Source organism: Microbispora sp. NBC_01389 (genome assembly GCF_045040095.1).
Classification (GTDB): Bacteria; Actinomycetota; Actinomycetes; order Streptosporangiales; family Streptosporangiaceae; genus Microbispora.
Genome location: NZ_CP109552.1, coordinates 3315116 through 3338129, shown reverse-complemented (window position 1 = coordinate 3338129; position 23014 = coordinate 3315116). Strand labels below are relative to the sequence as shown.

The window sequence follows — 23014 nt, the reverse complement described above, 5'->3', positions numbered from 1 at the left end:
GCGCAGAGGGGGTTACGGAGCCGGTAGCGTACGCCGGAAAGCGGGCAGGGGGGCGAGTGCGGGTGTCGGACAGCGGGGGCGGGCCTCCCGCGCTGGAGCGGCTCCGGCGCTGGGGGCGGAGCCGGCCGGCTCCCCGGAATCCGGTACGCCCGGTGGCATGGGCGCGCGAGGACCTTCCGGGGTGGGCGCGCCGGCACCGGTGGTTTCTCGGGGTCTTCGGGCTGGGGGCCCTGCTGCGGCTGGTGACCGTGCTCGGCTACCGGCCCGCGCTGTGGTTCCCCGACTCCTACACGTACGTGGTCACCGCCATGCGGCCGAGGCCGGACCTCGTCCGCCCGGCGGGCTACTCGATGTTCCTGCGGCTGTTCGAGGCGTTCCACAGCTTCGCTCTGGTGGCGGCCGTACAGCACGTGCTCGGGCTGCTCGTCGGCGTGATGGTCTACGTGACCGTCCTGCGGCGCGGAGGCCGCGTGTGGGCCGCCGTCCTGGCCGGTGCGCCGGTGCTGCTCGACGCCTACCAGGTCGAGCTGGAGCACCTGCTCGTCTCCGACTCGCTGTTCACGTTCCTGCTCGTCGCGGCGGTGTGCCTGGCGATGCGCCGGCCGCTGACGGCGCGTGCGTCCGCCGCGCTCGGCCTCCTGCTGGCCGCCGCCACGCTGACCAGGACCATCGGACTCCCGCTGATCGCCGTCTTCGCGTTGTTCCTGCTCGCGTACGGCATGCGGCGAGCGGGCGCCATGGCCGAAAGCACAGCTGAAAGCCCGGCCGAAAGCCCGGCCGAAACGACGGCGGGGACCGGAGGCACGGCGCGGTCGAGCACGGCGCGGTCGAGCACGGCGCGGTCGAGCACGGTACGGCCGGGCGGGGTGGTGGCCGCGATCGTCCTGCCCTTCCTGGTGACCGCGCTCGTGCCGGTCGCCGCGTACGCCGGCTGGTTCTACGCGACCCACCAGCGGTTCGGGATCATCGGCTCGAACGGCGTCTTCCTCTACGCCCGGACGATGTCGTTCGCCGACTGCGCGGTGATGGACCCGCCGGCCGACCTCGCCGTGCTGTGCGATCCCCGGCCGCCCGCGGCCCGCCCGGTGTCCCAGGAGTACATCTGGGACGCCGCGTCGCCCCTGGTCCGGCTGCCCGGCATCACGTTCACTAAGGAGACCGACACGCTGGCCGGGAGGTTCGCCTCGCTCGCGATCCGCAGCCAGCCGCTCGACTACCTCCGTACGACCCTGACCGAGCTGGGCCGGTCGTTCACGCCGGGGCGGCCCGTCTACCCGGACGCCGACACCTACGGCTACTACCGTTTCCCCGCGACCGTGCCGCCGCCCCCCGGCCGGTACCCCGCCCTGGTGGGCAAGGAGTTCGCCCGGCGCTACGAGCAGGGGCCGATCACGGTCCGCGTCGCCGAGCCGTTCGCGGGCTGGATGCGGGGCTACCAGCGGGTGGCGTGGCTGCCCGGGGCGGCCCTGCTGGCCCTCCTCCTGGTGCCGCCCGCCGCGTGGGCGGCGAGGCGGATGACAGCGGCCCGGAGGGCGCCGGGAACGCCGGCGCCCGGCGGCTGGAGGCTCGGCTGGACGACGGCCTGGGCACTGCTGCTCGTTCCCGCCGCGACGGCGCAGTTCGACTACCGCTACACGCTGCCCGCGGTGCCGCTCGCCTGCCTGGCCGCCGCGCTGGCCGTCGCACCGTCACGTGATGTGACCTGGACGAATGGCATGGAGAACACAAATTCAGGGTAAAGACAAACTGATTCTCATACCCAAAATGTCGGTGTTTAGTATGCTCTGGCCCTGGATCAGGGGGGCATGGGTACGGCGCATGCCGGGCCTGGATCCTCCCAATCGTGGCGCCCTCAGGCGCTCCCGTGACCTACGCTCGGAGCGCGCCCAGTGATCGCCAGGCAAGGAGGACAAGTGTGCGAGCGAAACGTTGATCCTGGCCGCCTCTCGCCCACTCGTCCGGCCCCTTCCTGGGCGGGCCCGCGGTGAGCGAGCGCAGGCGCGTCACCCCGCCCGCCGGGCCTCCTCCCGCCTCCGCAGACCAGAGGGTCTGGGGGCACTCCGACGACGGCTCGTACGGCGGCGCCTTCCAGCCGCCGTCGCGTGACGGCCGAGGGGCGGCCCCCGTGCCCGCCGGGTACGCCGACCTGCCGGCCGACCCCGCGGGCTACGCGGACATGCCGCGCGGACGGAGGCAGCAGGGCGACCTTCCTCCCGGCCCGCAGGAGGGCGGCCGGGGACGCCGCCGCTCCGGCCAGCACCCCGAGCCAGGTCAGGGCCCCGGCCATGACCCGGGTTACGGGCCAGATTATGGGCCGGGTTATGGGCCGGATTATGGGCATGGTGACGAGGCCCGTTTCGAACCGACCCGCGAGGCCCGCCGCCCGGCCGGCGACGGCCACGAGAGCGAGCCGCCCCGGCGGCGGGGCCGCAGACGCGGCGACGAGGAGACCGCGTACGGCGCCTCCCCCGCCGGGCCGGGCGGACCCGCCACACCTGGCGGACCCGGCGAACCCGCCGGTCGTCGGCGGCGCGGCGAGCCCGGCGACGAGCGGGGACCTCGCGCGTCGGATGGCGGCGACGGCCTGCCTCCGGACGACGAGCCGCCCTCCCGGCGCGGATCGGGCGGCGGCCGGTCGCGCCTGGGCGTCGGCGGCTGGATCAGCATCGCGCTGACGTGCGTGCTGGTGATCGGCACGCTGACGGCCTACAAGGTCTACCGGAGCACGCTCGGCCTGATCAACCGGGGCGCGTCCACCGACGAGCTCGACAAGAACCGTCCCGTGAGCCCGACCGGCGCGATCAACGTGCTGCTCGTCGGCTCGGACACCCGTGCGGGCGACAACAAGAAGTACGGCCAGCACCTGGTCAACGACGGCGAGCGCACCGACACGATCATGCTGCTGCACGTGTCGCCCAACCGGGACACGGCGACGCTGCTGAGCTTCCCCCGCGACTCGATGGTGCTGATCCCCGCCTGCTACTCCCACAACAAGACGCTGGTCCCCGCGCACACCGGCATGATCAACTCCGCGTTCTCCGACGGCGGGATGATCTGCACCCGCCGTACGATCGAGAGCCTCACGAACATCCGCATCGACCACTTCATGAAGGTGGACTTCACCGGCTTCAAGAACATCGTGAACGCGCTCGGCGGCATCCAGATCTGCCTGCCGCAGGCGGTCAACGACAAGAACTCGAAGCTCACGCTCCCCGCGGGCAAGCAGGTCGTGATGGGCGAGGCCGCGCTGGGCTACGTACGGCTGCGCCACATCGGCGACGGCAGCGACATCTCCCGGATCAAGCGCCAGCAGGTCTTCATCTCCCAGGTGGTGAAGAAGGCGACCAGCAGCGCGCTGCTCACGGACGTCACCAGGCTGCAGAAGTTCATCACGGCCGCGGCCCGGTCCGTCACGATGGACGACGCGCTCAACACCCAGGAGCTCATCAAGATCGCGACGAGCGCCCAGAAGCTCTCGGCCAAGGGCTTCAAGGCCACCACGGTCCCGTGGGAGCCGTACGCCGCCGACAAGAACCGCGTGCAGTGGAAGGAACCGGCCGCCGGCAACCTGTTCCGGGCCATCGCGAACGACACCGAGGTGACGCCCACCGCCTCCGCGAGCCCGGCCGCGTCCGCCGCCGCCTCGCCGAGCGGCCCGGTGGTCACCCAGCCGCAGCAGGTCAAGGTGCAGGTGTTCAACGGCACGAACACGTCCGGCCGGGCCAAGGAGGTCGCCGAGGAGCTCACCGCGCTCGGCTTCAACGTCGTCGGGGTCGGCGACGCGAAGAAGCCCGACGGCAGCGACCAGCCCAAGACCATGGTCCGCTACACCGGCCAGGGCTGGAACTACTCGAAGATCCTGATCAGCAAGCTGCTCAACCCCGTCTCCCCGGAGACGGGCAAGGCGGCGACCGGTCCGGTCACGCCGTTCACGCCGGCGTCGCCGCCGCCGGACGCGCCCAAGGGCCGGGTGCGCGGGCCGATCGTGCAGCTGGTGATCGGCGCCGACTGGAAGGGTGTGCGGATTCCCCTCCAGGTCGGGGACAACGCGGTCACCTCCGAGACCGACATCTGCTCCAGCTAGACACGTCGCCGGGGGCCGGACGGGACAGATACACCTGGGTTACGTCCGGCCCCCGAGGCGACAGAGGTGTCCAAGAACGTTAGGGTGGTGATCTGGCGAACGCGCCCTTGTTCGCCCGTTCGGCTGATGCGCCGGGGCGCCTTCGCTAGTGTCCGAAAGGACGCGGTGACACGCCTCGGGTGCCCCTGGAGCGTGGCCGTCCCCCGAGCCTCCCCCGACAGATAGCTGAGCGTTTCTCCCGTGAGTGACATCCGCCGTCATCCCCCGGTTCCCGGTTCCCCGCCAGGCGTCGACGCCGACGCCGAAGAGGCCCCCACCGGAGTGATAGGCCGCATCACCGGAGACTGGCCCGCTCCGGACGGCGGCCCGGCCCGCCGGGAGCCGCCGGCCACGGGCGCTCCGGTGCGGGAACCCCACGCGGACCAGCCCGGCGTTCCGGTTCACGGCCGCCACGAGGGCGGCCTTCCGGGTTCGGCCCCGGAGGACGGCCCCGGTCTGCCCGTGCGCGGACGCCACGAGGACGGCCGGCCGGGCGAGGCGACGCCGCAGGCGCAGGCCCCGGCAGGCGGGGCGGCTCCCCTGGGCCATGCGACGTACGAGAGGCAGCCCCTGCCCGTACGCACGCCGCGCAGGCCGGGGGCCGCCCGGCTGGGCGCGCCGCCCGAGTCCGCGCCCTCCCCCCCGGGATTCGACTACTTCTCCGCCGGGCGGGGGCAGACCGGTCCTGGCCGGGGACCGAACGGGCCGGGAAGGCGGCCTCCGGCGTCCGGCCCGGACGCCCCCACGCCCATCCCCGGCGACATCCCCGCCTTCCCCGCACCGGCCTTCGGCGGCGGCGAAACCGATGTCTTCGGGACGCCGCCGGCTCCCGCCTGCCCACCGCCCGCCTTCCCCACTCCGGCCTTCGGCGGCCCCGAGGCCGGCCCCGACCTGTCCGTGAACCCGTTCCTGGACACCCCGCCGACCGGCACCGCCGCGCTCTCCTCGCCGGCGGACGATCCCTTCGGCGCCCCGCCCTACCCGCAGCGGACCGCGTCCGGTGGTCGCGGCGAACAGCCGTTCCCGGACGACGACCCGCCCACCGCCTTCCAGGCGCCGATCACCGACTTCCAGGCCCCTCCCCCGCCCCTCGGAGGCGCGGCCTCCCAGGCTTCGCCCGGCGCCTTCCCCGCCGCGCCCGCCGCCTTCCAGGCCGCGCCCGTACCGGAGGCCCCGGCGGCCCCCGCGTGGCCCGGCCCGGAGGGCGACCCCGGCCACTGGGACCCCTGGCGGCGCGCCCAGGACGACGGCGTGCCGGACTCCCGTCCGACGGGCCCGCTCGGCAGGCCGCTGCGCGCTCCGCTGCCCGCCTGGGCCGAGGCGCCCAGCCGGTCCGCCGATCCGTCCGCCCGGCGTACGGACCGGCAGGACGGGATGGAGGGCGGCGAGTCCGAACAGGAGCCCGCGCCCCGGGCCAGGAAGCCGCGCGATCCCTACCTGGACAACGTGAAGTTCGTCGGCATCGCCCTGGTGCCGATCGGGCACGCGCTGGTCCCGACGCTCGCGGCCGACTCGTCCCGGGCGGCGTACCTGTTCATCTACGTCTTCCACATGCCGCTGTTCGTCATCATCAGCGGCTACCTGTCGAGGAACTTCTGGAACTCCAACGCCAAGACCAACAAACTGGTCGACACGTTCCTCGTGCCGTACGTGATCGTCGAGGTGGGCTACGCCCTGCTGCGCACCGCTTTCGGGCACAAGTTCAGCATCACGATCATGGACCCGGCGTGGCTGAACTGGTATCTGCTGGCGCTGCTGTTCTGGCGGCTGTCCACACCCGTGTGGAAGCGCATGCGCTATCCGTTCGTCATCTCGATCGCGGTGTATCTCTTCGCCGGGTTCTCCGAACTGACCGGTGACTTCAGCATGGACCGGTTCTTCGGCCTGCTGCCGTTCTTCGTGCTCGGCCTCGTGCTCAAGCCGGAGGTCTTCGACTTCCTCAAGCAGCGCTGGGTGCGGGCGCTGTCGGTGGTCGTCCTGCTCGGCGCGGCGGCCGTGGCCGTCTTCCTCGTGACGAACTACTCCATCAAGCTCGGCCCGATCTACTACAAGAACAGCTTCAAGGACCTCCACCTGGTGTGGTGGAAGGGCATGGCCCTGCGCGCGGGCCTGCTCGTGGCCGCGCTGGCGATGTCGGCGGCCGTGATGTCGCTGGTCCCCCGGCGGCAGACGTGGTTCACCGACCTCGGCACCCGCACGCTCTACTGCTACCTGCTGCACGGCGTGCCCGTCATGATCGCCAAGGAGATGGGCTGGCTCAACGTGCCCTGGCTGTACGGCCCCCTCGGGGTGGCGGCCATCGCGTGCTCGTGCTTCGCCCTGGCCATCGTGCTGTGCCTGCCGGTGACCCGCACCGCGTTCAAGTGGCTGCTGGAGCCCCGGCTCATCTGGCTCTACCGCAGGCCGAGCGTCCAGGCGACGAAGTAGCGCCCGCACGGGAAGTTCAACCGCATTTCGGGGAGCATTCACCCGAGGCATCCGGTCATTTCGGACTGCGCGGCCAGCCTCCCTGTATGAGGGTATGTGTCGCCACGACCGTGCATCACCCGGAGGACGCGCGGATCACCCACCGGCAGATCCGGGCGCTGCTCGACGCGGGACACGAGGTGACCTTCGTCGCGCCGTTCACCCACTGCAACGTGACTCCGTCACAGGGGATCCGGGCCGTCGACGTGCCCCGGGCGGTGGGCCTGCACCGGAGCAGGGCGCTGCGGGCGTCCTCCTCGGCCCTGCGCAGGGCGTCGCGGGATGCCGACCTGCTGCTCGTGCACGACATCGAACTGCTGCTCACCCTGCCGCGCAGAAGGCCGCCCACGGTCTGGGACGTCCACGAGGACACGATCGCCGCGCTGGACACGAAGTCGTACCTGCCGGGGCCGCTGCGCGGCGTCCTGACGCCGCTGATCCGGGCGATCGAGACCCGGGCCGAGCGCCGCCTGCACCTGATCCTCGCCGAGGAGGCCTACCGGGCGCGCTTCCCCGGCCCGCACCCCGTCGTGCCCAACCACACGTACGTGCCGCCGGCGCCGCCTCCGCCGCCCGGCGACTCCCGCGTCGTCTACGTCGGGCACATCTCCGCGGCGCGGGGCGCCGCCGAGATGATCGAGGTGGCCCGGCGGCTGCGCCCGTACGGCATCCGCCTGGACCTGATCGGGCCGGCCGACGCCGCGGTCCGCCCGATGCTGCGCGACGCGCAGCGCGAGGGCGTGCTCGACTGGTTCGGGTACGTCCCCAACCGGCACGCCCTGCGAATGGCCGAGGGCGCCCTGGCCGGGCTGTCCCTCCTGCACGACCTGCCGAACTACCGGCAGTCGACGCCCACGAAGATCATCGAGTACATGGCGCGCGGCATCCCCGTCGTGACGACCCCGCTGCCGAACGCCGCGTCCCTGGTCGGACGGGTCGACTGCGGCACGATCGTCCCCTTCGGCGAGGCGGAGCCGGTCACCGGCCCGTACGGGTCGGCGTCCGGGTCGGCGTCCGGCACGGTGGCCGACGCGGTCGTACGGGCGGTGCTGCGCCTGCGCGACGACCCCGACCGGCGGGCCGCGATGGGCACCCGGGGATACGTCGAGGCGCTCAACCACTACCACTGGCCCGTGGTGGCCGGGGAGTTCGTCGCCCTGCTGGAGCGGTGGACCGAGGCCCCCGATCGGGTCGCCGTCCCTCGCGCCGCAGTCCTTTAGCCGCCGCGTTCACCCTGGTTCGAGGGGCGGAGCCGCTTCGCTTCAGGACGCGGTGCAGCTGTCCTGGGTAGCGTCAAAGCCCTCCACGTCGTCCAGCGTCCTCGGAGGCTTCATCCCCTGCCAGTCCGCGCCGAGGACCAGAACGAGCGTCTGGGTTTGCGCGTTCTCGACTGGGTGGCTCGTCGTCTTCTTGAGTTCACGGAACAGGCGCGGTGCCCGGCTCTTCCCGTTGGGGGAATACTTGATCACCGTCCGCGCGTACGGCTTGCGCGCGGCAACGATCTTGACGATGTGATAGCCGCGCTGCTCCAGCTCGGCCGCGACCTCGCCGCCGAGGCCCTGTCGGCCGCTGCCGTTCTGGACGACGATATGAATCTGGGACTTGGGAATCTTCTGCTCACCGGTCTTGACGTTCTTGCTGATCCGGTCGGCCGCGACCATCTTGAACAGGCGATCCGCCTGCGGGTGCACCCACTCCACCCGGCCGGGATTGGTGACCGAGTAGCGCCAGGGCGTGGTCACGAACCGGATCTGCCCTGCCGTGATGCCCTCGGCACTCGTCACAAGGTCTTTCAGGACTCCCATGGTGAGCTCGGGGTCGGTGGTGATCGATCTGGTCGCGGCGTCGAGGAAGTGGAACAACTTCTGGGGGTTGGTCAGTGTCTCCCCGCTCATCGCCTGCTTGGCCATCGAGGCGAGGAACATCTGCTGCCTCTGGATCCGCCCGATGTCCGACCCGTCACCAAATTTGTACCGCGCCCGCACATAGCCAAGCGCCTTCTCCCCGTCGAGGAGCTGCCTGCCCGCGGGAAGCTTCAGAAGCGCCTTCTTGTCATCGACCGGCTCGGATAAACAGACCGGCACACCGTCCAGGGCGTTCACCATCGCCTTGAACCCGGTGAAGTCGACCTTCACGAAATGGTCGATGTGGATACCGGTCAGCGACTCGATGGTCCGCCACGTGCATGCCATACCGCCGAAGTTGAACGACTCGTTGATCATGCCGACATGCGCCTGCTGGCCGGGGAGCCCGCCTTTGGCCGGGCAGGCCGGCAGCTGAACGAGCGAGTCGCGCGGAAAGCTGATCAGCAGGGCTCCGTCCCGCGCGGGAGAGATGTGCGTGAGGATGATGGTGTCAGTCCGTTCCCCGGGCACTTTGCCGTACTTGGCGTTCGCCCCGTCTCGCTGGTCGGAGCCGACCACCAGGACATTGAGCGCCTTGCTGATCTTCGCGGGCCGCGGTCCGAGCTCCTGCTTGGTCACCTGCTCGTGCCTCACGTTGCCGGAGAGCTTGACGTAGCCCCCCACCGCGAACGTGGCGCCGCCGGCGACGACGCCGACCACCCCGGACAGGACAACCCAGAGCCATGCTCGCCACTTGGGGGCATTGCGAGGCGGTGCCGGTAGGTCCTCCGCCGGGAGGGCGGGGCGGACATCGACATGACCCACGATCGTGCTCCTGGGGGTCGGACCACGGCTTGTGCCGAGGGCGAGATGCAGTAGCGGCAAACCGGGCCCAGTGTAGCGATCTCTCGTCAGCTTCTCGGCCGCAAACGACCGAGCTTACAGCTCCTCGCCGTCGACGGATTCGACGGTTCAGGCCGCGTCGTCGGCAGCGTGACTCACTGCCCAGCCCGCGACACCGCGCGCCCCCGGTTCCAGAGACACCGGTCCCGGCGTCCAGGGAACGTTCCCGGTCACCGGGACGCGGCCAGCAGGCGCGCACCGGTGACGACCAGGCCGACGGCCTGGGTGACCGCGCCCGCGACCTCGAACCACTCGGTGCCGGCCACGAGCCCGATCACGTGCAGCGGCGGCCACAGCATGATCCCCGCGGCGGCCCAGAGCGGCACCACGCGGGCGCGGAGCAGGGCCAGTCCGAGCAGCAGCGTGCCGACCAGGTTGCCGAGCACGAAGAGCAGGAACACCCAGATGACCGACGGGTCGTTCTGGGCGCCGTCGAGAATCGCCGCGTAATCCGCGACCGGGCCCCCGCGCTCGGCCATGACGGTGCCGGTGATTCCCGCGAAGGCGACGGCGAAGTAGCAGATGTATCCGGCTGCCATGAGGGTCGCGCCGAGGAAACCGAGCGTCCGGCTCCGGTCTCCGATGAGCCGCCTGGCGCCGAGGACCGCCGGGACCATGAGCAGGCTGCCCAGCATCGCGGCGACCGTGGACAGGCGCATCTCGCCGGGGTGGGCCGCCGTGAGCGCCAGCGCCTCCGCGCCGGTGCTGTCGCTCCCTCCGTCGCGGGTGGCCCACGCGTACGCGGCGTTGGCGACGACGAAACCCCACGGCGCGGTGAACAGCGCCAGGGCGAGCGGCACATGACGAGCGCGCGGCGGAGCCGCCGCCTGACTGCCGGATGACGCGACGGACGTTTCCATGGATTCTCCTCAACCGCTGAAGACGACGGGGATGGTCAGGCGTGGGAGCGCAGCGCCGGGGCGACCAGCGCGACGCTGGCGAGGGTGAGCACGATGCCGACCGCGGCCACCGCGACCGCCGGCGCCGGGACCCCGTCGGCGAAGAACGCCGGCGCGGCGCTGAGCGCCGACAGCAGCCTGGTGACGATCACGGCCACCACCCCGGCGCGGCTGCCGCGCCAGGCCAGCACGACGCCGACGACGGTGATCAGGCCGAGCACGCCGTCGGCGAGGGCCACCGCGAACGGCGGGTGCTCGCCGTCGCCGAACGGCAGCGAGACCACGTCGATGAGACCGAACAGGCCGGCCAGGACCAGGCCGATGATGAGGGGAACGGAGCGTTTCATGTGCTTCTCCTGAGCCGCGGGATGTCGATGTCCGAAGTGTGGGCGCGCCGGCCCCGCCGGCGGATCCGGGCCGCCCCTGGACCGGTCTCCGTGCTGGCACGTATTCACCCCGGCCGCCCCGAGGCCTACGGTGTGCTCGTGGCACTCCCCCGTCTGCTCGCGTACGCCGCCGCGATGCTGGTGTGCGCGCTGATGGGCGTCGCGGTGGTGCCGGCCGTCGCCGGCGACGGAACGGTGGCGCAGGACGGCACGGCGCTCGTGATCGGCATCGCGCTCGCCCTGCCCTCCGTCGTGCTCGGCGTGCTGGTCGCCACCCGGCGTCCGCGCAGCGTGGTGGGCCTGCTGCTGGTGCTGACCGGCGCGACGACCGTGCGCCTCGGGGTCGGTGAGTCGTACGCGAGCCTGGCCGCGCGGCGGCCGGGGCTGTTCGCCGAGGTCTACGCGGCGCTGTCGCAGGGCGACTGGATGTTCCTGTACGTGCCGGCGGCGCTGCTCACGCTCGTCTTCCCCGACGGGCGGCTGTTGCCGGGGCGGCGATGGCGCTGGATCACCGCCGGGCTGCTGGTCGTGCCCGTGCTGTTCATGCTGATCGCGGCATGCCTCCCCGATTCGTACGAGCCGCCGTTCGAGCGCACGCCACCCCTTCTGCGGCCGCCGGAGGCGTACCTGCCGACGCTGGGGATCGTGGGAGTGGCGCTGCTGCCTGTCTTCCTCGGGCTGCTGGTCGCGTCGGCGGCGGCGATGGTGATCCGCTACCGGCGGGCGGCCGACGAGGTCAGCCGGGCGCGGCTCAAGTGGTTCGCCCTCGGTGGCGTTTTCCTGCCGCTCACGCTGCTGTTGTGCTGGGCCGGTTACCTGCTCTCCGGCAGTCCCGACCTGGTGGTGTTCGGCCTGGTGGCGACGGCCGTGTCGATCCCGGTGGCGACCGCGATCGCGATGCTGCGTCACGACCTCTACGACGTCGACCGGGCGATCAGCGCCGCCATCACCTACGGCCTGGTCACCACGATCCTGCTGGCCTTCTACACGGCCTCCTCGTTCCTCGCCGGCCTCGGCGCCGGGCGCGACTCACCCGTCGCGGCGGCCGCCGCCACCGCCGTCTGCGCCGCCGCACTGTCCCCGCTGCGGGTCCGGCTCCAGCGCCGGGTGGACCGCCGGCTCTACCCGGCCCGGCAGGCCGTGCTGACCGCCATCGCGCACCTGCGCGACCGGGTGCACGCCGGGCAGGCGCGGCCGGAGGAACTGGAGGCGGCGCTGCGCGGCGCGCTGCGCGACCCGGCGCTGCGCGTCGGCTACCGGCTGCCCGGCCCCCGAAACGACGCCGACGACGATGCGGCCGGCCTCGTCGACGCGGCCGGACACCCGCTCGACCCCGGTGACGCCCAGGTCACGCCGGTGCGGCTCGGGGGCCACGAGATCGGCGCGATCGTACGCGGCCGGGCCGGGAGCCGGGAGCTGCTGCGCGAGGCGGCCGACGCGAGCGCGCTGCTCATCGAGGTGGTCCGGCTGCGCATCGAGGTGAGCCGGGCGCTCGAGGAGGCCGAGGCCAGCCGGACCCGGCTGCTGCACGCGGGTTACGAGGAGCGGCGGCGGCTCGAACGCGACCTGCACGACGGCGCCCAGCAGCGCCTGGTGTCCCTCGGCATGGCGATCCGGCTCGCCCAGCGCCACCTCGGCGACGGCACGGCCGACGTCGGCGCCCTGCTTGACGCGTGGGTGGCCGAGCTGGCCGTCGCGGTCACCGAGCTGCGGCAGATCGCGCACGGCCTGCGGCCGAGCAGCCTCGACGACGGCCTCGGCAACGCGCTGGTCACGCTGGCGGGCAAGGTCCCGGTGCCCGTCGCGCTCGACGTGTCGGCCGACGACCTGCCCGACGACGTGGCGACGACCGCCTACTACGTGGCGAGCGAGGCGATGACGAACGCGGTCAAGCACGCCGCCCCCGCCGCCATCGGCGTCCGCGTCAGCCGGGCCGGCGACCGGGTCACCGTGCGGATCAGCGACGACGGGCGGGGCGGTGCCGAGATGCGGCCGGGCGCCGGGCTGGCGGGCCTGGCCGACCGGGTCCGGGCGGCGGGCGGCGCGCTGCGGCTGTCCAGTCCGGAGGGCGGCGGAACGACGGTGGAGGCGGTGCTGCCGTGCGCGTCGTGATCGGTGAGGACTCCGCCCTGTTCAGGGAGGGGCTGGCCCGGCTGCTCGCCGACGCGGGGCACGAGGTCGTGGCCAAGGCCCAGGACGCCCCCGGGCTCGTCGCCGCCGTCGACGCCGCCGATCCCGACCTGGTCGTCGCCGACATCCGGATGCCGCCCGACCACACCGACGACGGCGCGCGGGCGGCGCGCCGGATCCGCGACGCTCACCCCGGCCTCGGCATCGTCCTGCTCTCCCAGCACGTCGAGACCCGGCACTCCGTCGATCTGGTGTCCCGCGGCGGGTTCGGCTACCTGCTCAAGGACCGGGTCTTCGACGTCGACGACTTCCTCGACACACTGCGTCGGGTGGCGGCCGGCGGCTCCGCCCTCGACCCCGAGGTCGTCTCGCGGCTCATCGGCGTCCGCCGGGCCACCGACCCCCTCGGGTCCCTCAGCGCGCGTGAGCGCGAGGTGCTGGCGTTGATGGCGGAGGGCCGCACCAACGTCGGCATCGCCCGGCGGCTCTACCTGACCGACCGTACGGTGGAGACCCACGTCAGCTCGATCCTCGCCAAGCTCGGCCTGCCCGGCTCGGAGGAGGACCACCGCCGGGTGCTGGCCGTCGTGCTCTACCTCAACCGTTCGCGGGCCTGACGCGGGCGACGAGCACCCCTGAGGCGACCACCCCTGATGTGGAGGTCTGGGACAACCTTGCCGCCGTACGACTGTCCTCCGGCGGCCGGGCTTGCTGTACTGGAACCATGGCAAGCCATGTCGTGCAGGGGCGCCGGGTCGAGATGCCGGTGGAAGTCCGCGACGCCTCGATGTGCCTCGCCGCGTATCTGGTACGGGCCGACGCCGCCCGTGCGGTCCTCGCGTACTCCGGGATGGACGTCACCGAGGTGCTGCCCGGCAAGGCCCTGTGCACGCTGGCGTTCGTCCGCTACCGCGACTCCGACCTCGGCTCCTACGACGAGTTCGGCGTGATGTTCCTCGTACGGCCGTCCGGCGCGGGCGCCCCGCCGAGGCGTGGGCTGCTCGCCGGTCTGAAGGACCTGCGCGGGGCGGGATCGGGCGCCTTCGTCCACTGGCTCCCGGTCGACCAGGGCTTCACGGTGGAGGCGGGCAGGAGCATCTGGGGCTTCCCGAAGGAGCTGGCCGACGTCGATCTGCGGCTCGGCTCGCCGTACAAGCGGTGCGTGCTGCGCAGGGACGGCCGGATGGTCGTCGACCTGCTGATCAGGCCCGGGATGCCGGCCGCCCCGGCACCGCTGGTCGGCGGGTCCGTTCCGGTGCCGGACGCCTACACCCATCTGGACGGGGTGACCCGGCGGGTCTCCTGGGCCGCCCGGGCCAGGAGAATCCGGTGGCGGCCGGGCGGCGCGCTCGTCCGGCTCGGCAACCATCCGATCGCCAAGGAGCTGAGCGAGCTGGGGCTGCCCCGGCGGGCCCTGCTGACGGTCACCGCCGAACGCGTGTCGATGACGTTCGAGGAGCCGCGGGAGGCGTGACACCCGGCCGGGGATCGGCGGGTCACGGGTCCCGGCGGCAGGAGCAGAGCTCGCCTTCCGGTGGGCCGCCGGGTTCCACGGCCTCGGGCTCGGTGGCGAGCGCACCGCGAGCGGCGTCGGCGGCCGCCGCCTGAGGGCCCTCGCCGGGTTCCGCGCGAGGAGCGTCACCGGGGGCCGCGCGGGCGGCGGCGGAGGCGGGCAGGCCGGCCGTCAGCCGGTCGATCCTCTCGTTCAGCGCCCGGATCTCGTTCATCACCGCCGTGTGCTGCTCCAGCTCCAGCGCCTGGTCCTCCTCCCACCGCGCGGCGTTGACCTCCGCCTCCATCGCGGAGACGATCACGCCGATGAGGAGGTTGAGGACGAAGAACGCCGTGATCACGATGAAGGTGGCGAAGAAGATCCAGGCCATCGGCTCCTTGACCATCACGTCCTCGGCGATCTGTGGCCAGTTCTCGACCGTGAGCACCGTGAACATGGTGAACAGCGACGTCCCGAGATCTCCGAAGTACTTCGGGGCCGCCTCGCGGAAGAGCTGTTCGCCGATCACGGCCGCCATGTAGAGCGACAGCAGCAGGAGGACCAGCGCCGAGGCCAGACCCGGAATCGCGGTGAACAGCGCGGAGACGACCCGCCGCATGCCCGGCACCACGGAGATCAGCCGCAGGACGCGCAGGAACCGGAAGAGCCGCAGGATCGACAGCGACTCCGAGGCCGGCACGAGCGCGGCGCCCACGATGATCAGGTCGAACCAGTTCCAGGGGTCGCGGAAGAAGGCCTTCCCGTGCGCGGAGATCCGGGCGAGGAGCTCGACGACGAAGATCGCGATGATGACCCGGTCGACCACGAGGAAGGCCGTGGCGTGGCGGTCGGCCAGTTCGGGCGACGTCTCCAGCCCGAGCGTCACCGCGTTCAGCGCGATGACCGCGATGACCACCCGTTGGAAGGCCGGCGTTTCGACGAGGACGCGGAGTCGTTCGCGATGAGCCGGCAATCCCACACCCCAGGAGTTCAGACGACAACAATCGCCCGAAATCCTATAGTTCGCGGCTGCATGTGGTTCCGGTGGCCATATGTCCCGTCCTGGCCGGTGGGCCGACGGTGCGCACGATCACCAGGCCGCCCGTACGGAGTGGTCGTGAGCGCGGCGTCAGACGATGGGAGGGCGGCCGAGGCGGAGCATGCGCCAGGCGGTGCGCCAGGCCATCGGGCGGCGCTCGCCCGCCGGCTCACGCACCCCTTCCACGAACCCGCCGAACCACGCCCTGACGGCGGGCAGCGACCGCTCCCGCACGAGCGTGAGCACCATCCAGTTGAGCAGGTAGAGCGCGGCGAGCGGCCACGGCAGGTTGCGGCGGGCCAGCCACACCCGGTTGCGGGCGTTCAGGCGGTAGAAGTGCGTGTGCCGGCTCGGCAGCACCAGCGGGTGGTACATCACCGTCTCGGCGTCGTACTCGATGCGGTAGCCCTCGCCAAGTAGCCGCCAGGCGAGGTCGGTCTCCTCGTGGGCGTAGAAGAACCGCTCGGGCAACCCGCCGACCTGGAGGAACGCCGACTTGCGGATGGCGCAGGCGCCGCCCAGGAAGGTCGTCACCGGAGAGGAGCGCTCGGGGTCTCCGGCCCGCAGGCGGGGAACGTGGCGCCGCTGCACCAGGCCGCCCTCGGGGTCCATCACCCGGAAGGAGATCACCGCGAGGTCGGGCTCGTGCGTGAACCGCTCGCGGATGTGCGCGGCCACCTTGGCGTTGGCGTACCAGCCGTCGTCGTCGAGGAACAGGACGATGTCGCCGGAGCACTCCTGCACGCCCCGGTTGCGCCCCTCGGGAATGCCCGCGTTGTGCTCCAGCCGGACGGTCTTGATCGTCGCCGCGGTGCCCGGCGGCGGCGCGGCGGTCAGCTCCGGGACGTCCGCGCCGTTCCCGACGACGACCACCTCGATGTCGCCGTCGGTCTGCGTGAGCGCGGACTCCACCGCCCGGTCGAGCTCGGCGATCCTGTTGCCCATGGTGAGGATGACACAGGAGATCTTCACCGCGTCATCGCCTCGACGCGGGGCGCACTGCACACGACTTCATGTTCACCGAGTCTGTATGGCCGGGCGATCCGGGAGCTGCCTGGTTTACCGTGGCACAAGGGTATCGGAACTGCCACCAAACCCCCACCCAACCGCGGATGTACGAGCGATCGGCACGCCGCGCCGCCCCCGTCACGACAGCCGCCGGGAGGCGAGGATGCTGACCAGGTGCAGCACGAGCTGGACCACGGCGATGACGACGCAGGCGACCATGAGGATCCGGGTGGCGGAGAACCAGTTGTCCAGCACTGCCGCGGCCACGACGATCAGCGACAGCTCGACGGCCTGGATCACCCGGTGGAACCGCAGCGCCGCCGCCGCCCGGCGGGCCAGCGCGAGCCGCGGCGAGGCGAACTGCTGCGCCGCCGCCTCGGTGGTCGCGACCAGGCCGGACCGCGCGCGGGCCACGTCGACCAGGTCGGTCTCCGCCTTGATCAGGATCGCGCCCAGCGCCGCCGCCACGCCCATGACCGTGTACCAGTCGGGCAGCGTCTCCGACGCCCGGAAGCCCAGGCCGATCAGCAGCGCCGCCTCGGCGAAGTAGTGCCCGACCCGGTCGAGGTAGACCCCGGTGATCGAGGTGCGGCCGGTCCAGCGGGCCAGCTCGCCGTCCGAGCAGTCGAGCAGCAGGTAGACCTGGATCAGCAGGGCCGCGGCCAGCGCCGCCCAGAGCCCGGGCAGGGCGAGGACGGCGCCCGCCGCCACCCCGCACAGGATCATCAGGCCGGTGACCTGGTTGGGGGTGACGGGCGTCTTGGCCAGCAGCCAGGTGGCGTAGACGGACAGCCGCCGCATGTACAGCAGGCCTGCCCAGTGCTCGCCGCTGCGGCGGTCCATGGTGGTCTGCGGCTGGGCGACCGCGCGAAGCTCAGCTACCGACGGCGCGGACATAGTCCTCAACTCTCGCGCGGACCTCGGGCTCCGACAGCCGGAGGTGCTCAAGGATGGTGTAGCGGCCGGGCCGCGTGCTGGGGGCCAGCAGGACGGCCTCGGTGAACTGCTCGTGCGTCAGGCCGACGTCGCCCGGTGTGACGGGCAGCCGGTGCTGCCGCAGGCAGCCGGTGATCTGGCCGAGCCGGTGGGAGTCCTCCCGGAGGAAGAAGCAGAAGGCCGCGCCGATCCCGGCCAGCTCGCCGTGATTGGCGGTCCCGGGGAAGAGCTGGTCCACGGCATGCATGATCTCATGATCTCCGCCACTCGCCGGACGACTTGACCCGGCGATGACCATCGACATGCCCGACAGGATCAGCGCCTCGGCGAGCACGGTCAGGAACGTGTCCGACTCGATGGAGTCCGACCTGCCCAGCACCGCCTCCGCCGCCGTACGGGCCATGGAGACCGCCACCCCGTCGACGGGTTCGCCGCGCTCGGCCCGGCTCAGCTGCCAGTCCTCGATCGCCGACAGGTTGCTCACCACGTCGCCGACCCCGGCGCTCACCAGGGACGGCGGCGCGTCGTGGACGAAGTCGAGGTCCACCATGATCGCCAGCGGCATCGGCACGCCGAACGACGGCTTGCCCCCGTCGTGGACGAGGGAGGCCACCGGCGAGCAGATGCCGTCGTGCGAGAGGTTGGTGGCCACCGCGACCATCGGGATCCCGGCGAGCGAGGCGGCGTACTTGGTGGCGTCGATCGTCTTGCCGCCGCCGATCCCGACGACCGCCTCGAACGCGCCCTTGCGCAGGTCGGCGCCGAGCGCGATGGCCGCGTCGACCGTTCCGTCGGCGACCCGGAAGACCTTGGCGTCACCGAGCGACGGCGTGATGACCTCGGTGATCCGGTCCCCCTGGTTCGGGCCGACCGCGACCGCGACCTGCCCGGAGGTGGCCACCCGGCTGTCGGCCAGCAGGGTGCCGAGTTGCGCGATCGCGCCCCGCCGCACCTCCATCGTGAGGGGGGCGGGGAGCATCCTTGCCAGAATCGGCATGCGAACTCCTCAGAAGGCCGCGGAAATCAGTAACGGCACGCGATCTCACGGGCCTTCGCGAGGTCGTCGTGGTTGTCCACCTCGACCCAGTCGACCTTCCCGATCGGCGCCACGGAGATGGTCTCGCCGCGCCGGACCATCTCCTGGTAGCCGTCCTCGTAGTAGAGCTGCGGGTCCCGCTCGAAGGTGGCCCGCAACGCGTCGGCCAGCCGCTCGGCCGCGCCGGGCCGGATCAGCGTGGCGCCGATGTACTCGCCGTACGCCTCGGCGGGGTCCATCAGCTTGGTGATCCGCTTCAGCCGGCCGTCCCCCAGTGTGACCTTCATCTCCTCCTCGGCCAGGGACTTCACGTCGTCCACGGCGAGCAGGATGTCGGAGGTGTCCTCGGCGGCCAGCAGGGTCCGCTCCACCGACTCCGGGTGGACGGTGTCGCCGTTGACCAGCAGCGCGCCCCGCGAGAAGTGGTCACGCGCGCACCACAGCGAGTAGGCGTTGTTCCACTCCTCGGCCTTGTCGTTGTGCACCAGCGTCAGCGACACGCCGTGGCGGCGCTCCAGGTCGGCCTGCCGTTCGCGTACGGCCTGGGCCTGGTAGCCGACGATGACCACGACCTCGCGCAGGTCCACGGCCGCCAGGTTGCGCAGGGCGATGTCGAGGATCGTGGTCTCACCGTCGACCGGCACCAGCGCCTTGGGCAGCGTGTCGGTGTACGGCCGCAGGCGACGTCCGGCTCCGGCGGCCAGCACCATTCCGAGCAATTTCCCGCACTCCTTGAGGTCGAGCGTCAGACAGTAAACCCAAAGGTTAGTTGGCCCGGGGCCGCACTTGGGTAATCCGCCGTTGGTCTGACGTTAATCCTGGGGAGCCGGTTCCACCGCCTGGTCGGGTGTGCGGGGGGCGGCCAGCCAGCAGGTCAGGCTCTCCCAGCCGAACAGTCCCCACAGGTAGAGCGCGAGCAGGACGAACGCGGGAGCCACCATATCGAGCAGGCCGGCCAGGGCGACGACGAGCATCCGGCCGTCCCAGCCGAGCCCCGCCGTGGCCAGCCACGACGGCGGATACACGTGCTGACGCACCCGGTAGACGATGTCGTAGTGGTGGAAGGCCATCGCGCCGAGCAGCGCGAAGGTGATCACGGGCGGCACCGAGCGGGCGAACCCGGCCGAGGCGACGAAGCCGTACTCCGTCAGGCGCAGGATCGGGGGCGCCAGCCAGTCGAGCCGCCCGTCGTGCCGGTGCGCGCTGCCCGCCCCGGCGAGCAGCAGGGCGATCGCGGGCGCGAAGACCGCGAAGTCGTCGGCCCCGGCGATGCCGAGGACCAGCAGCACGGCGGTCACGAACGCCCCGGCGAGCGCGGGCGGCAGGGGTGGCAGCTGCCCGGCGACGAGCAGCCCCATCGCCCGCGACAGCGGGCCGTCGTCACGCTGGGCGACCACGACGCTGCGCGGCACCGGGGTCATGTGGACGGAGATCACGTCGGAGCCCTCCCGAGCGGCGTCGTGGGCGGCGTCATGGGCGGGGCGGCTCATGCCACCTCCTCGCCTTCGGCTCGGAGCAGGGTCATGCCGGAGGCGCGCAAGTCAGCACCTTGCCAGACGCTGTGTTTACTGATTCGCTCGCTACGCTCGCTCATGCGAAGGACCTCGCCATCCGCCCGGCGGCCGTGTAGACGAGCGCCACCCCGCCCCAGCCGAGCAGCGCGAGGAACGTCACCCGCGCGTCGAACAGCGCCGCCGTGACACAGATCAGGGCGGTCCGCTCCCCGATCGGCAGGACGATCGTCTTCTTCAGCCAGTAGGCCACACCCCGGTCGAGCCGCCGCGCCAGCGCCAGCACCGACCCGGTGCCCGAGGCCGCGGCGGCCGCCGGGGCCTCGTCCCAGGGCACCGCCATCGAACGCGGGGCCGCCGCCCGCAGGCTCGCCGCCCGCGCCCGGTCGGCCAGCGCTCCGGCGTACGCGAAGTCGACCATGTGCCGGATAGTCTGCAGGACCAGCGCGGCCACGGCCAGGGCCCAGATCCGCCAGGACCCCTCGGGACCGGAGGTGTATCCGAGCACCAGCCCGACGTAGACCACGTACTCCTTGATCCGGTCGCAGATGGCGTCGAGCCAGCCGCCGAGCGGGGAGAACCGGCGCGTGTACCGCGCGACCTGGCCGTCCAGGCAGTCGAGCACGAACGACAGGTAGAACGCGACGGCCCCCACGACGAGCCCCGCCCGGTGCCCGTCGGAGAACCAGACGGCCGCGATGAGCGCGAACGCGACCGAGATGCCGGTGATCGAGTTGGGCGTCAGGCCGAGCCGTACGGCCGGCCGGATCAGGTGGCGGGACCACGAGCTGACGCAGAAGGTCGTGAAGCAACCGTCTCCGCTCTTCACGGCGGCCTCCAGCCGGGCCCGCGGCTCGTCGACGTCGGCGAGCTCGCGCACCGCCCGCTCGGCGGCCGGGCGGGTCGCGACCCGCCCGCAGTGCAGCGCGCCCAGTGTGACGGCGTGCACCGGGACGCCCGCCCGGGTGAGCCCGGTGAGCAGCAGCTCGGGCACCTCGGTGTCGCCCACCCGCCCGAGGTGGCGGCGCTGGGCGAGGTCGGCCAGCTCCTCGGCCAGGTCGGCGAGCCCGGCGAGGTGCGCCTCCCCCACCTGCAGGACGCCGCGGAAGGTGCCGTTGGCCCATTCGACCTCGTGGAAGGAGGTGCCGGCCGACACGATGCGGCCCCACTCCGTCCGCACGGGCGGCCGCAGCGGGGCCGGGTCGCCGCCGGCGACGATCGCGCCGGTCGGGCGGGCGGGATGTTCGAGCAGCAGGGCCAGCGCGTCGGTGTGCGCGACGACGTCGGCGGCCAGCACGGCGACCGGGGAGGTCGAGGCGCGGGCCGCCTTGGCCACGATCCGCAGGTCCTCGGCGAGGCCGTCGCTCACGCAGATCTGGTGCCGCGGACCGCTCCCGATCTCCCGTTCCCGCCCGCCCGCCAGACCCGGCCGCCGGCCGTCCGCGGCCTCCGGCCCCGGACCGTCCGCCGCGATCTGTCTTCGCTCGCCCTCCCAGCCGTCCTGGCTTCTCACCACGATCACCACCTCGCGGACCGGCAGGGTGAGGAGCTGGGCGACGAGCCGCTCCAGGAGGCTGCCCTCCGACCTGGCGCCGTCGGAGCAGGGCAGCCCGGCGGCCGGCGAGGTCGCGAGGACGACCGCCACCGTCTGTGTGTCCCGTACCGTACCGGGCTTGCTCGGATCCGCCCCCATATGGAAACCCGTTTCACGTTGGCCGCACGTGCTCACCTCGCAAAGTAACCGAGTGATCACTAGGTGGCAATCACCTTCTGCGGCTTCCGGCACGGGTATGGTCTGCTGTCGGGGAGGACATCATGATCGCGGAATCGCGTCTGCGCAGGGTGGGGGTCGTGCTGGCCGGCGGCGTCGGCCAGCGCGTGGGGCTGAACACCCCGAAACAGCTTCTGAAGATCGCCGGAAAGACGATCCTGGAGCACACCCTCGACGTGTTCGACGGCCATCCGGAGATCGACGAGGTGATCGTCGCGATGACCCCCGGCTTCGTCCCGGACGCCGAGGAGCTCGTCAGGCGGGGCGGCTACGCGAAGGTCTCCCGGGTGCTCGAAGGAGGCGCGAGCCGCACCGAGACGACCTGGCGGGCGCTGTCCGCGCTGGGCGAGCGGGAGTGTGACGTGCTGCTGCACGACGCGGTCCGGCCGCTCATCGAGCCGCGCGTCATCAGCGAGTGCGTGGCGGCCCTCGGCCGCTACGAGGCGGTCGAGGTGGCGATCCCGTCCTCCGACACGATCGTCGTGGCCGCCCCCGGCCCGCGCGGCGAGATCATCCGTGACATCCCCGACCGCTCCCGGCTGCGCCGCGGGCAGACCCCGCAGTGCTTCCGGCTGTCGGTGATCCGGGCGGCGTACGAGCGCGCCCTGGCCGACCCGGCGTTTCCCTCCCTGCCGACGACCGACGACTGCGGCGTGGTGCTGCGCTACCTGCCCGACGTGCCGATCTACATCGTGCCCGGCAGCGAGCGCAACATGAAGGTCACCCACCCGGTCGACGTCTACCTGGCCGACAAGCTCTTCCAGCTCGCCGAGAACACCGCGCCCGCGCTGACCGACGAGCAGTACCGCGCCGGGCTGGAGGGCCGCACCGTCGTGGTCTTCGGCGGCAGCTACGGCATCGGCGCGGACGTCGTCACGCTCGCCCGGGGGTACGGCGCGAGCGTCCACTCGTTCTCCCGCAGCGAGAACGGCGTGCGCGTCGAGGACGCCGCCGCCGTCGAGGACGCCCTCGCCCGCGTGTACGCCGCGACCGGCCGGATCGACCACGTCGTCAACACGGCGGGCGTGCTGCACATGGGCAGGCTCGGCGAGGCCGGGCAGCACACCATCGAGGAGACCATCGGCGTCAACTACCTCGGCCCGGTCAACATCGCCCGCGCCTCGGTGAAATACCTGATGGAGACCCACGGCCACCTGCTGCTCTACACGTCCTCGTCCTACACGCGCGGCCGCGCCGACTACAGCCTGTACTCCTCAACCAAGGCCGCCGTCGTCAACCTCACCCAGGCGCTCGCCGACGAGTGGGCCTGCCAGGGTGTCCGCGTCAACTGCGTCAACCCCGAGCGCACCGCCACCCCCATGCGGCTGCGCGCGTTCGGCGACGAACCCGCCGGAACGCTTCTCTCCCCCGCCGCCGTCGCCCGCACCAGCCTCGACGTGCTGCTGTCCCGTCTCACGGGACAGGTCGTGGACGTGCGGCTCAGCCGATGACCGCAACCACGCACGGAGG

18 protein-coding genes are annotated in these 23014 nt (G+C 72.1%); 8 read left to right on the top strand and 10 right to left on the bottom strand.

Annotated elements, in window-relative coordinates; translation table 11 throughout:
- The first annotated feature begins 152 nt into the window (after nt 1-152).
- The 4 genes from OG344_RS15200 to OG344_RS15185 all read left to right on the top strand — a co-directional run bounded on the left by OG344_RS15200 (nt 153) and on the right by OG344_RS15185 (nt 7809).
- Entirely contained in the window at nt 153-1739 is a 1587-nt protein-coding gene (locus OG344_RS15200) for a hypothetical protein (protein ID WP_405088769.1), read from the top strand.
- 245 nt (nt 1740-1984) lie between these two features.
- Entirely contained in the window at nt 1985-4084 is a 2100-nt protein-coding gene (locus tag OG344_RS15195) for an LCP family protein (protein ID WP_405088768.1), read from the top strand.
- A 240-nt stretch (nt 4085-4324) separates the two neighbouring features.
- Nucleotides 4325-6550 (top strand): acyltransferase family protein, encoded by a 2226-nt coding sequence (locus OG344_RS15190; protein ID WP_405088767.1) that lies wholly within the window; start codon nt 4325-4327, stop codon nt 6548-6550.
- Nucleotides 6551-6636: 86 nt separating this feature from the next.
- The gene (locus tag OG344_RS15185; RefSeq protein ID WP_405088766.1) at nt 6637-7809 is read left to right on the top strand and encodes a glycosyltransferase; all 1173 of its coding nucleotides are present in this window, start codon (nt 6637-6639) and stop codon (nt 7807-7809) included.
- Nucleotides 7810-7851: 42 nt separating this feature from the next.
- Here the strand turns inward: OG344_RS15185 and OG344_RS15180 are convergent, their stop codons facing one another.
- The 3 genes from OG344_RS15180 to OG344_RS15170 form a co-directional block, all read right to left on the bottom strand.
- The gene (locus OG344_RS15180) at nt 7852-9153 is read right to left on the bottom strand and encodes an LCP family protein (RefSeq protein ID WP_405088765.1); all 1302 of its coding nucleotides are present in this window, start codon (nt 9151-9153) and stop codon (nt 7852-7854) included.
- Nucleotides 9154-9506: 353 nt separating this feature from the next.
- Nucleotides 9507-10196: a hypothetical protein gene (locus OG344_RS15175; protein WP_405088764.1), complete on the bottom strand. Its 690-nt coding sequence runs from the start codon at nt 10194-10196 to the stop codon at nt 9507-9509.
- A 35-nt stretch (nt 10197-10231) separates the two neighbouring features.
- Nucleotides 10232-10582, bottom strand: coding sequence for a hypothetical protein (locus OG344_RS15170; RefSeq protein ID WP_405088763.1), 351 nt, complete (start codon nt 10580-10582; stop codon nt 10232-10234).
- 138 nt (nt 10583-10720) lie between these two features.
- Here OG344_RS15170 and OG344_RS15165 point away from each other — a divergent pair, with 138 nt between their 5' ends.
- The 3 genes from OG344_RS15165 to OG344_RS15155 all read left to right on the top strand — a co-directional run bounded on the left by OG344_RS15165 (nt 10721) and on the right by OG344_RS15155 (nt 14225).
- Entirely contained in the window at nt 10721-12733 is a 2013-nt protein-coding gene (locus OG344_RS15165) for a histidine kinase (RefSeq protein WP_405088762.1), read from the top strand.
- Nucleotides 12721-13368 carry a response regulator transcription factor gene (locus tag OG344_RS15160; protein WP_405088761.1) on the top strand — a complete coding sequence of 216 codons (648 nt, stop codon included), beginning with the start codon at nt 12721-12723 and terminating at the stop codon, nt 13366-13368. The genes OG344_RS15165 and OG344_RS15160 overlap by 13 nt, the downstream gene beginning before the upstream one ends.
- Nucleotides 13369-13475: 107 nt before the next feature.
- Complete coding sequence (locus OG344_RS15155) at nt 13476-14225, top strand: acetoacetate decarboxylase family protein (RefSeq protein WP_405088760.1); 750 nt, start codon at nt 13476-13478, stop codon at nt 14223-14225.
- A gap of 22 nt (nt 14226-14247) precedes the next feature.
- Here OG344_RS15155 and OG344_RS15150 read toward each other — a convergent pair whose 3' ends face one another.
- From OG344_RS15150 to OG344_RS15120, 7 genes are all read right to left on the bottom strand, one after another.
- Nucleotides 14248-15222, bottom strand: coding sequence for an ion transporter (locus tag OG344_RS15150; RefSeq protein ID WP_405088759.1), 975 nt, complete (start codon nt 15220-15222; stop codon nt 14248-14250).
- Between the two features lie 150 nt (nt 15223-15372).
- Nucleotides 15373-16254, bottom strand: a complete 882-nt coding sequence (locus tag OG344_RS15145; protein WP_405088758.1) for a glycosyltransferase family 2 protein — start codon at nt 16252-16254, stop codon at nt 15373-15375.
- A gap of 174 nt (nt 16255-16428) precedes the next feature.
- Nucleotides 16429-17187, bottom strand: a complete 759-nt coding sequence (locus OG344_RS15140) for a CDP-alcohol phosphatidyltransferase family protein (protein WP_405088757.1) — start codon at nt 17185-17187, stop codon at nt 16429-16431.
- The gene (locus tag OG344_RS15135) at nt 17165-18205 is read right to left on the bottom strand and encodes an iron-containing alcohol dehydrogenase family protein (protein WP_405089097.1); all 1041 of its coding nucleotides are present in this window, start codon (nt 18203-18205) and stop codon (nt 17165-17167) included. The genes OG344_RS15140 and OG344_RS15135 overlap by 23 nt, the downstream gene beginning before the upstream one ends.
- A 44-nt stretch (nt 18206-18249) precedes the next feature.
- Complete coding sequence (locus tag OG344_RS15130) at nt 18250-18981, bottom strand: sugar phosphate nucleotidyltransferase (protein WP_405088756.1); 732 nt, start codon at nt 18979-18981, stop codon at nt 18250-18252.
- Between the two features lie 93 nt (nt 18982-19074).
- The gene (locus OG344_RS15125) at nt 19075-19752 is read right to left on the bottom strand and encodes a DUF5941 domain-containing protein (RefSeq protein WP_405088755.1); all 678 of its coding nucleotides are present in this window, start codon (nt 19750-19752) and stop codon (nt 19075-19077) included.
- Nucleotides 19753-19852: 100 nt separating this feature from the next.
- Nucleotides 19853-21418, bottom strand: a complete 1566-nt coding sequence (locus OG344_RS15120) for a CDP-alcohol phosphatidyltransferase family protein (RefSeq protein ID WP_405088754.1) — start codon at nt 21416-21418, stop codon at nt 19853-19855.
- 170 nt (nt 21419-21588) lie between these two features.
- On the opposite strand from OG344_RS15120, the gene OG344_RS15115 reads away from it, so the two are divergent.
- On the top strand, nt 21589-22995 hold the full coding sequence (locus tag OG344_RS15115; protein ID WP_405088753.1) for an SDR family NAD(P)-dependent oxidoreductase: 1407 nt from the start codon (nt 21589-21591) through the stop codon (nt 22993-22995).
- Nucleotides 22996-23014 lie beyond the last annotated feature (19 nt).

Bases quoted from the DNA above. Each gene is read 5' to 3' on its own strand.
- OG344_RS15125 (WP_405088755.1), bottom strand. From the start codon at position 19,752: ATGAGCCGCCCCGCCCATGACGCCGCCCACGACGCCGCTCGGGAGGGC.
- OG344_RS15175 (WP_405088764.1), bottom strand. From the start codon at position 10,196: ATGGAAACGTCCGTCGCGTCATCCGGCAGTCAGGCGGCGGCTCCGCCG.
- OG344_RS15185 (WP_405088766.1), top strand. From the start codon at position 6,637: ATGAGGGTATGTGTCGCCACGACCGTGCATCACCCGGAGGACGCGCGG.
- OG344_RS15115 (WP_405088753.1), top strand. From the start codon at position 21,589: ATGATCGCGGAATCGCGTCTGCGCAGGGTGGGGGTCGTGCTGGCCGGC.
- OG344_RS15155 (WP_405088760.1), top strand. From the start codon at position 13,476: ATGGCAAGCCATGTCGTGCAGGGGCGCCGGGTCGAGATGCCGGTGGAA.
- OG344_RS15170 (WP_405088763.1), bottom strand. From the start codon at position 10,582: ATGAAACGCTCCGTTCCCCTCATCATCGGCCTGGTCCTGGCCGGCCTG.
- OG344_RS15140 (WP_405088757.1), bottom strand. From the start codon at position 17,187: ATGTCCGCGCCGTCGGTAGCTGAGCTTCGCGCGGTCGCCCAGCCGCAG.
- OG344_RS15135 (WP_405089097.1), bottom strand. From the start codon at position 18,205: ATGCTCCCCGCCCCCCTCACGATGGAGGTGCGGCGGGGCGCGATCGCG.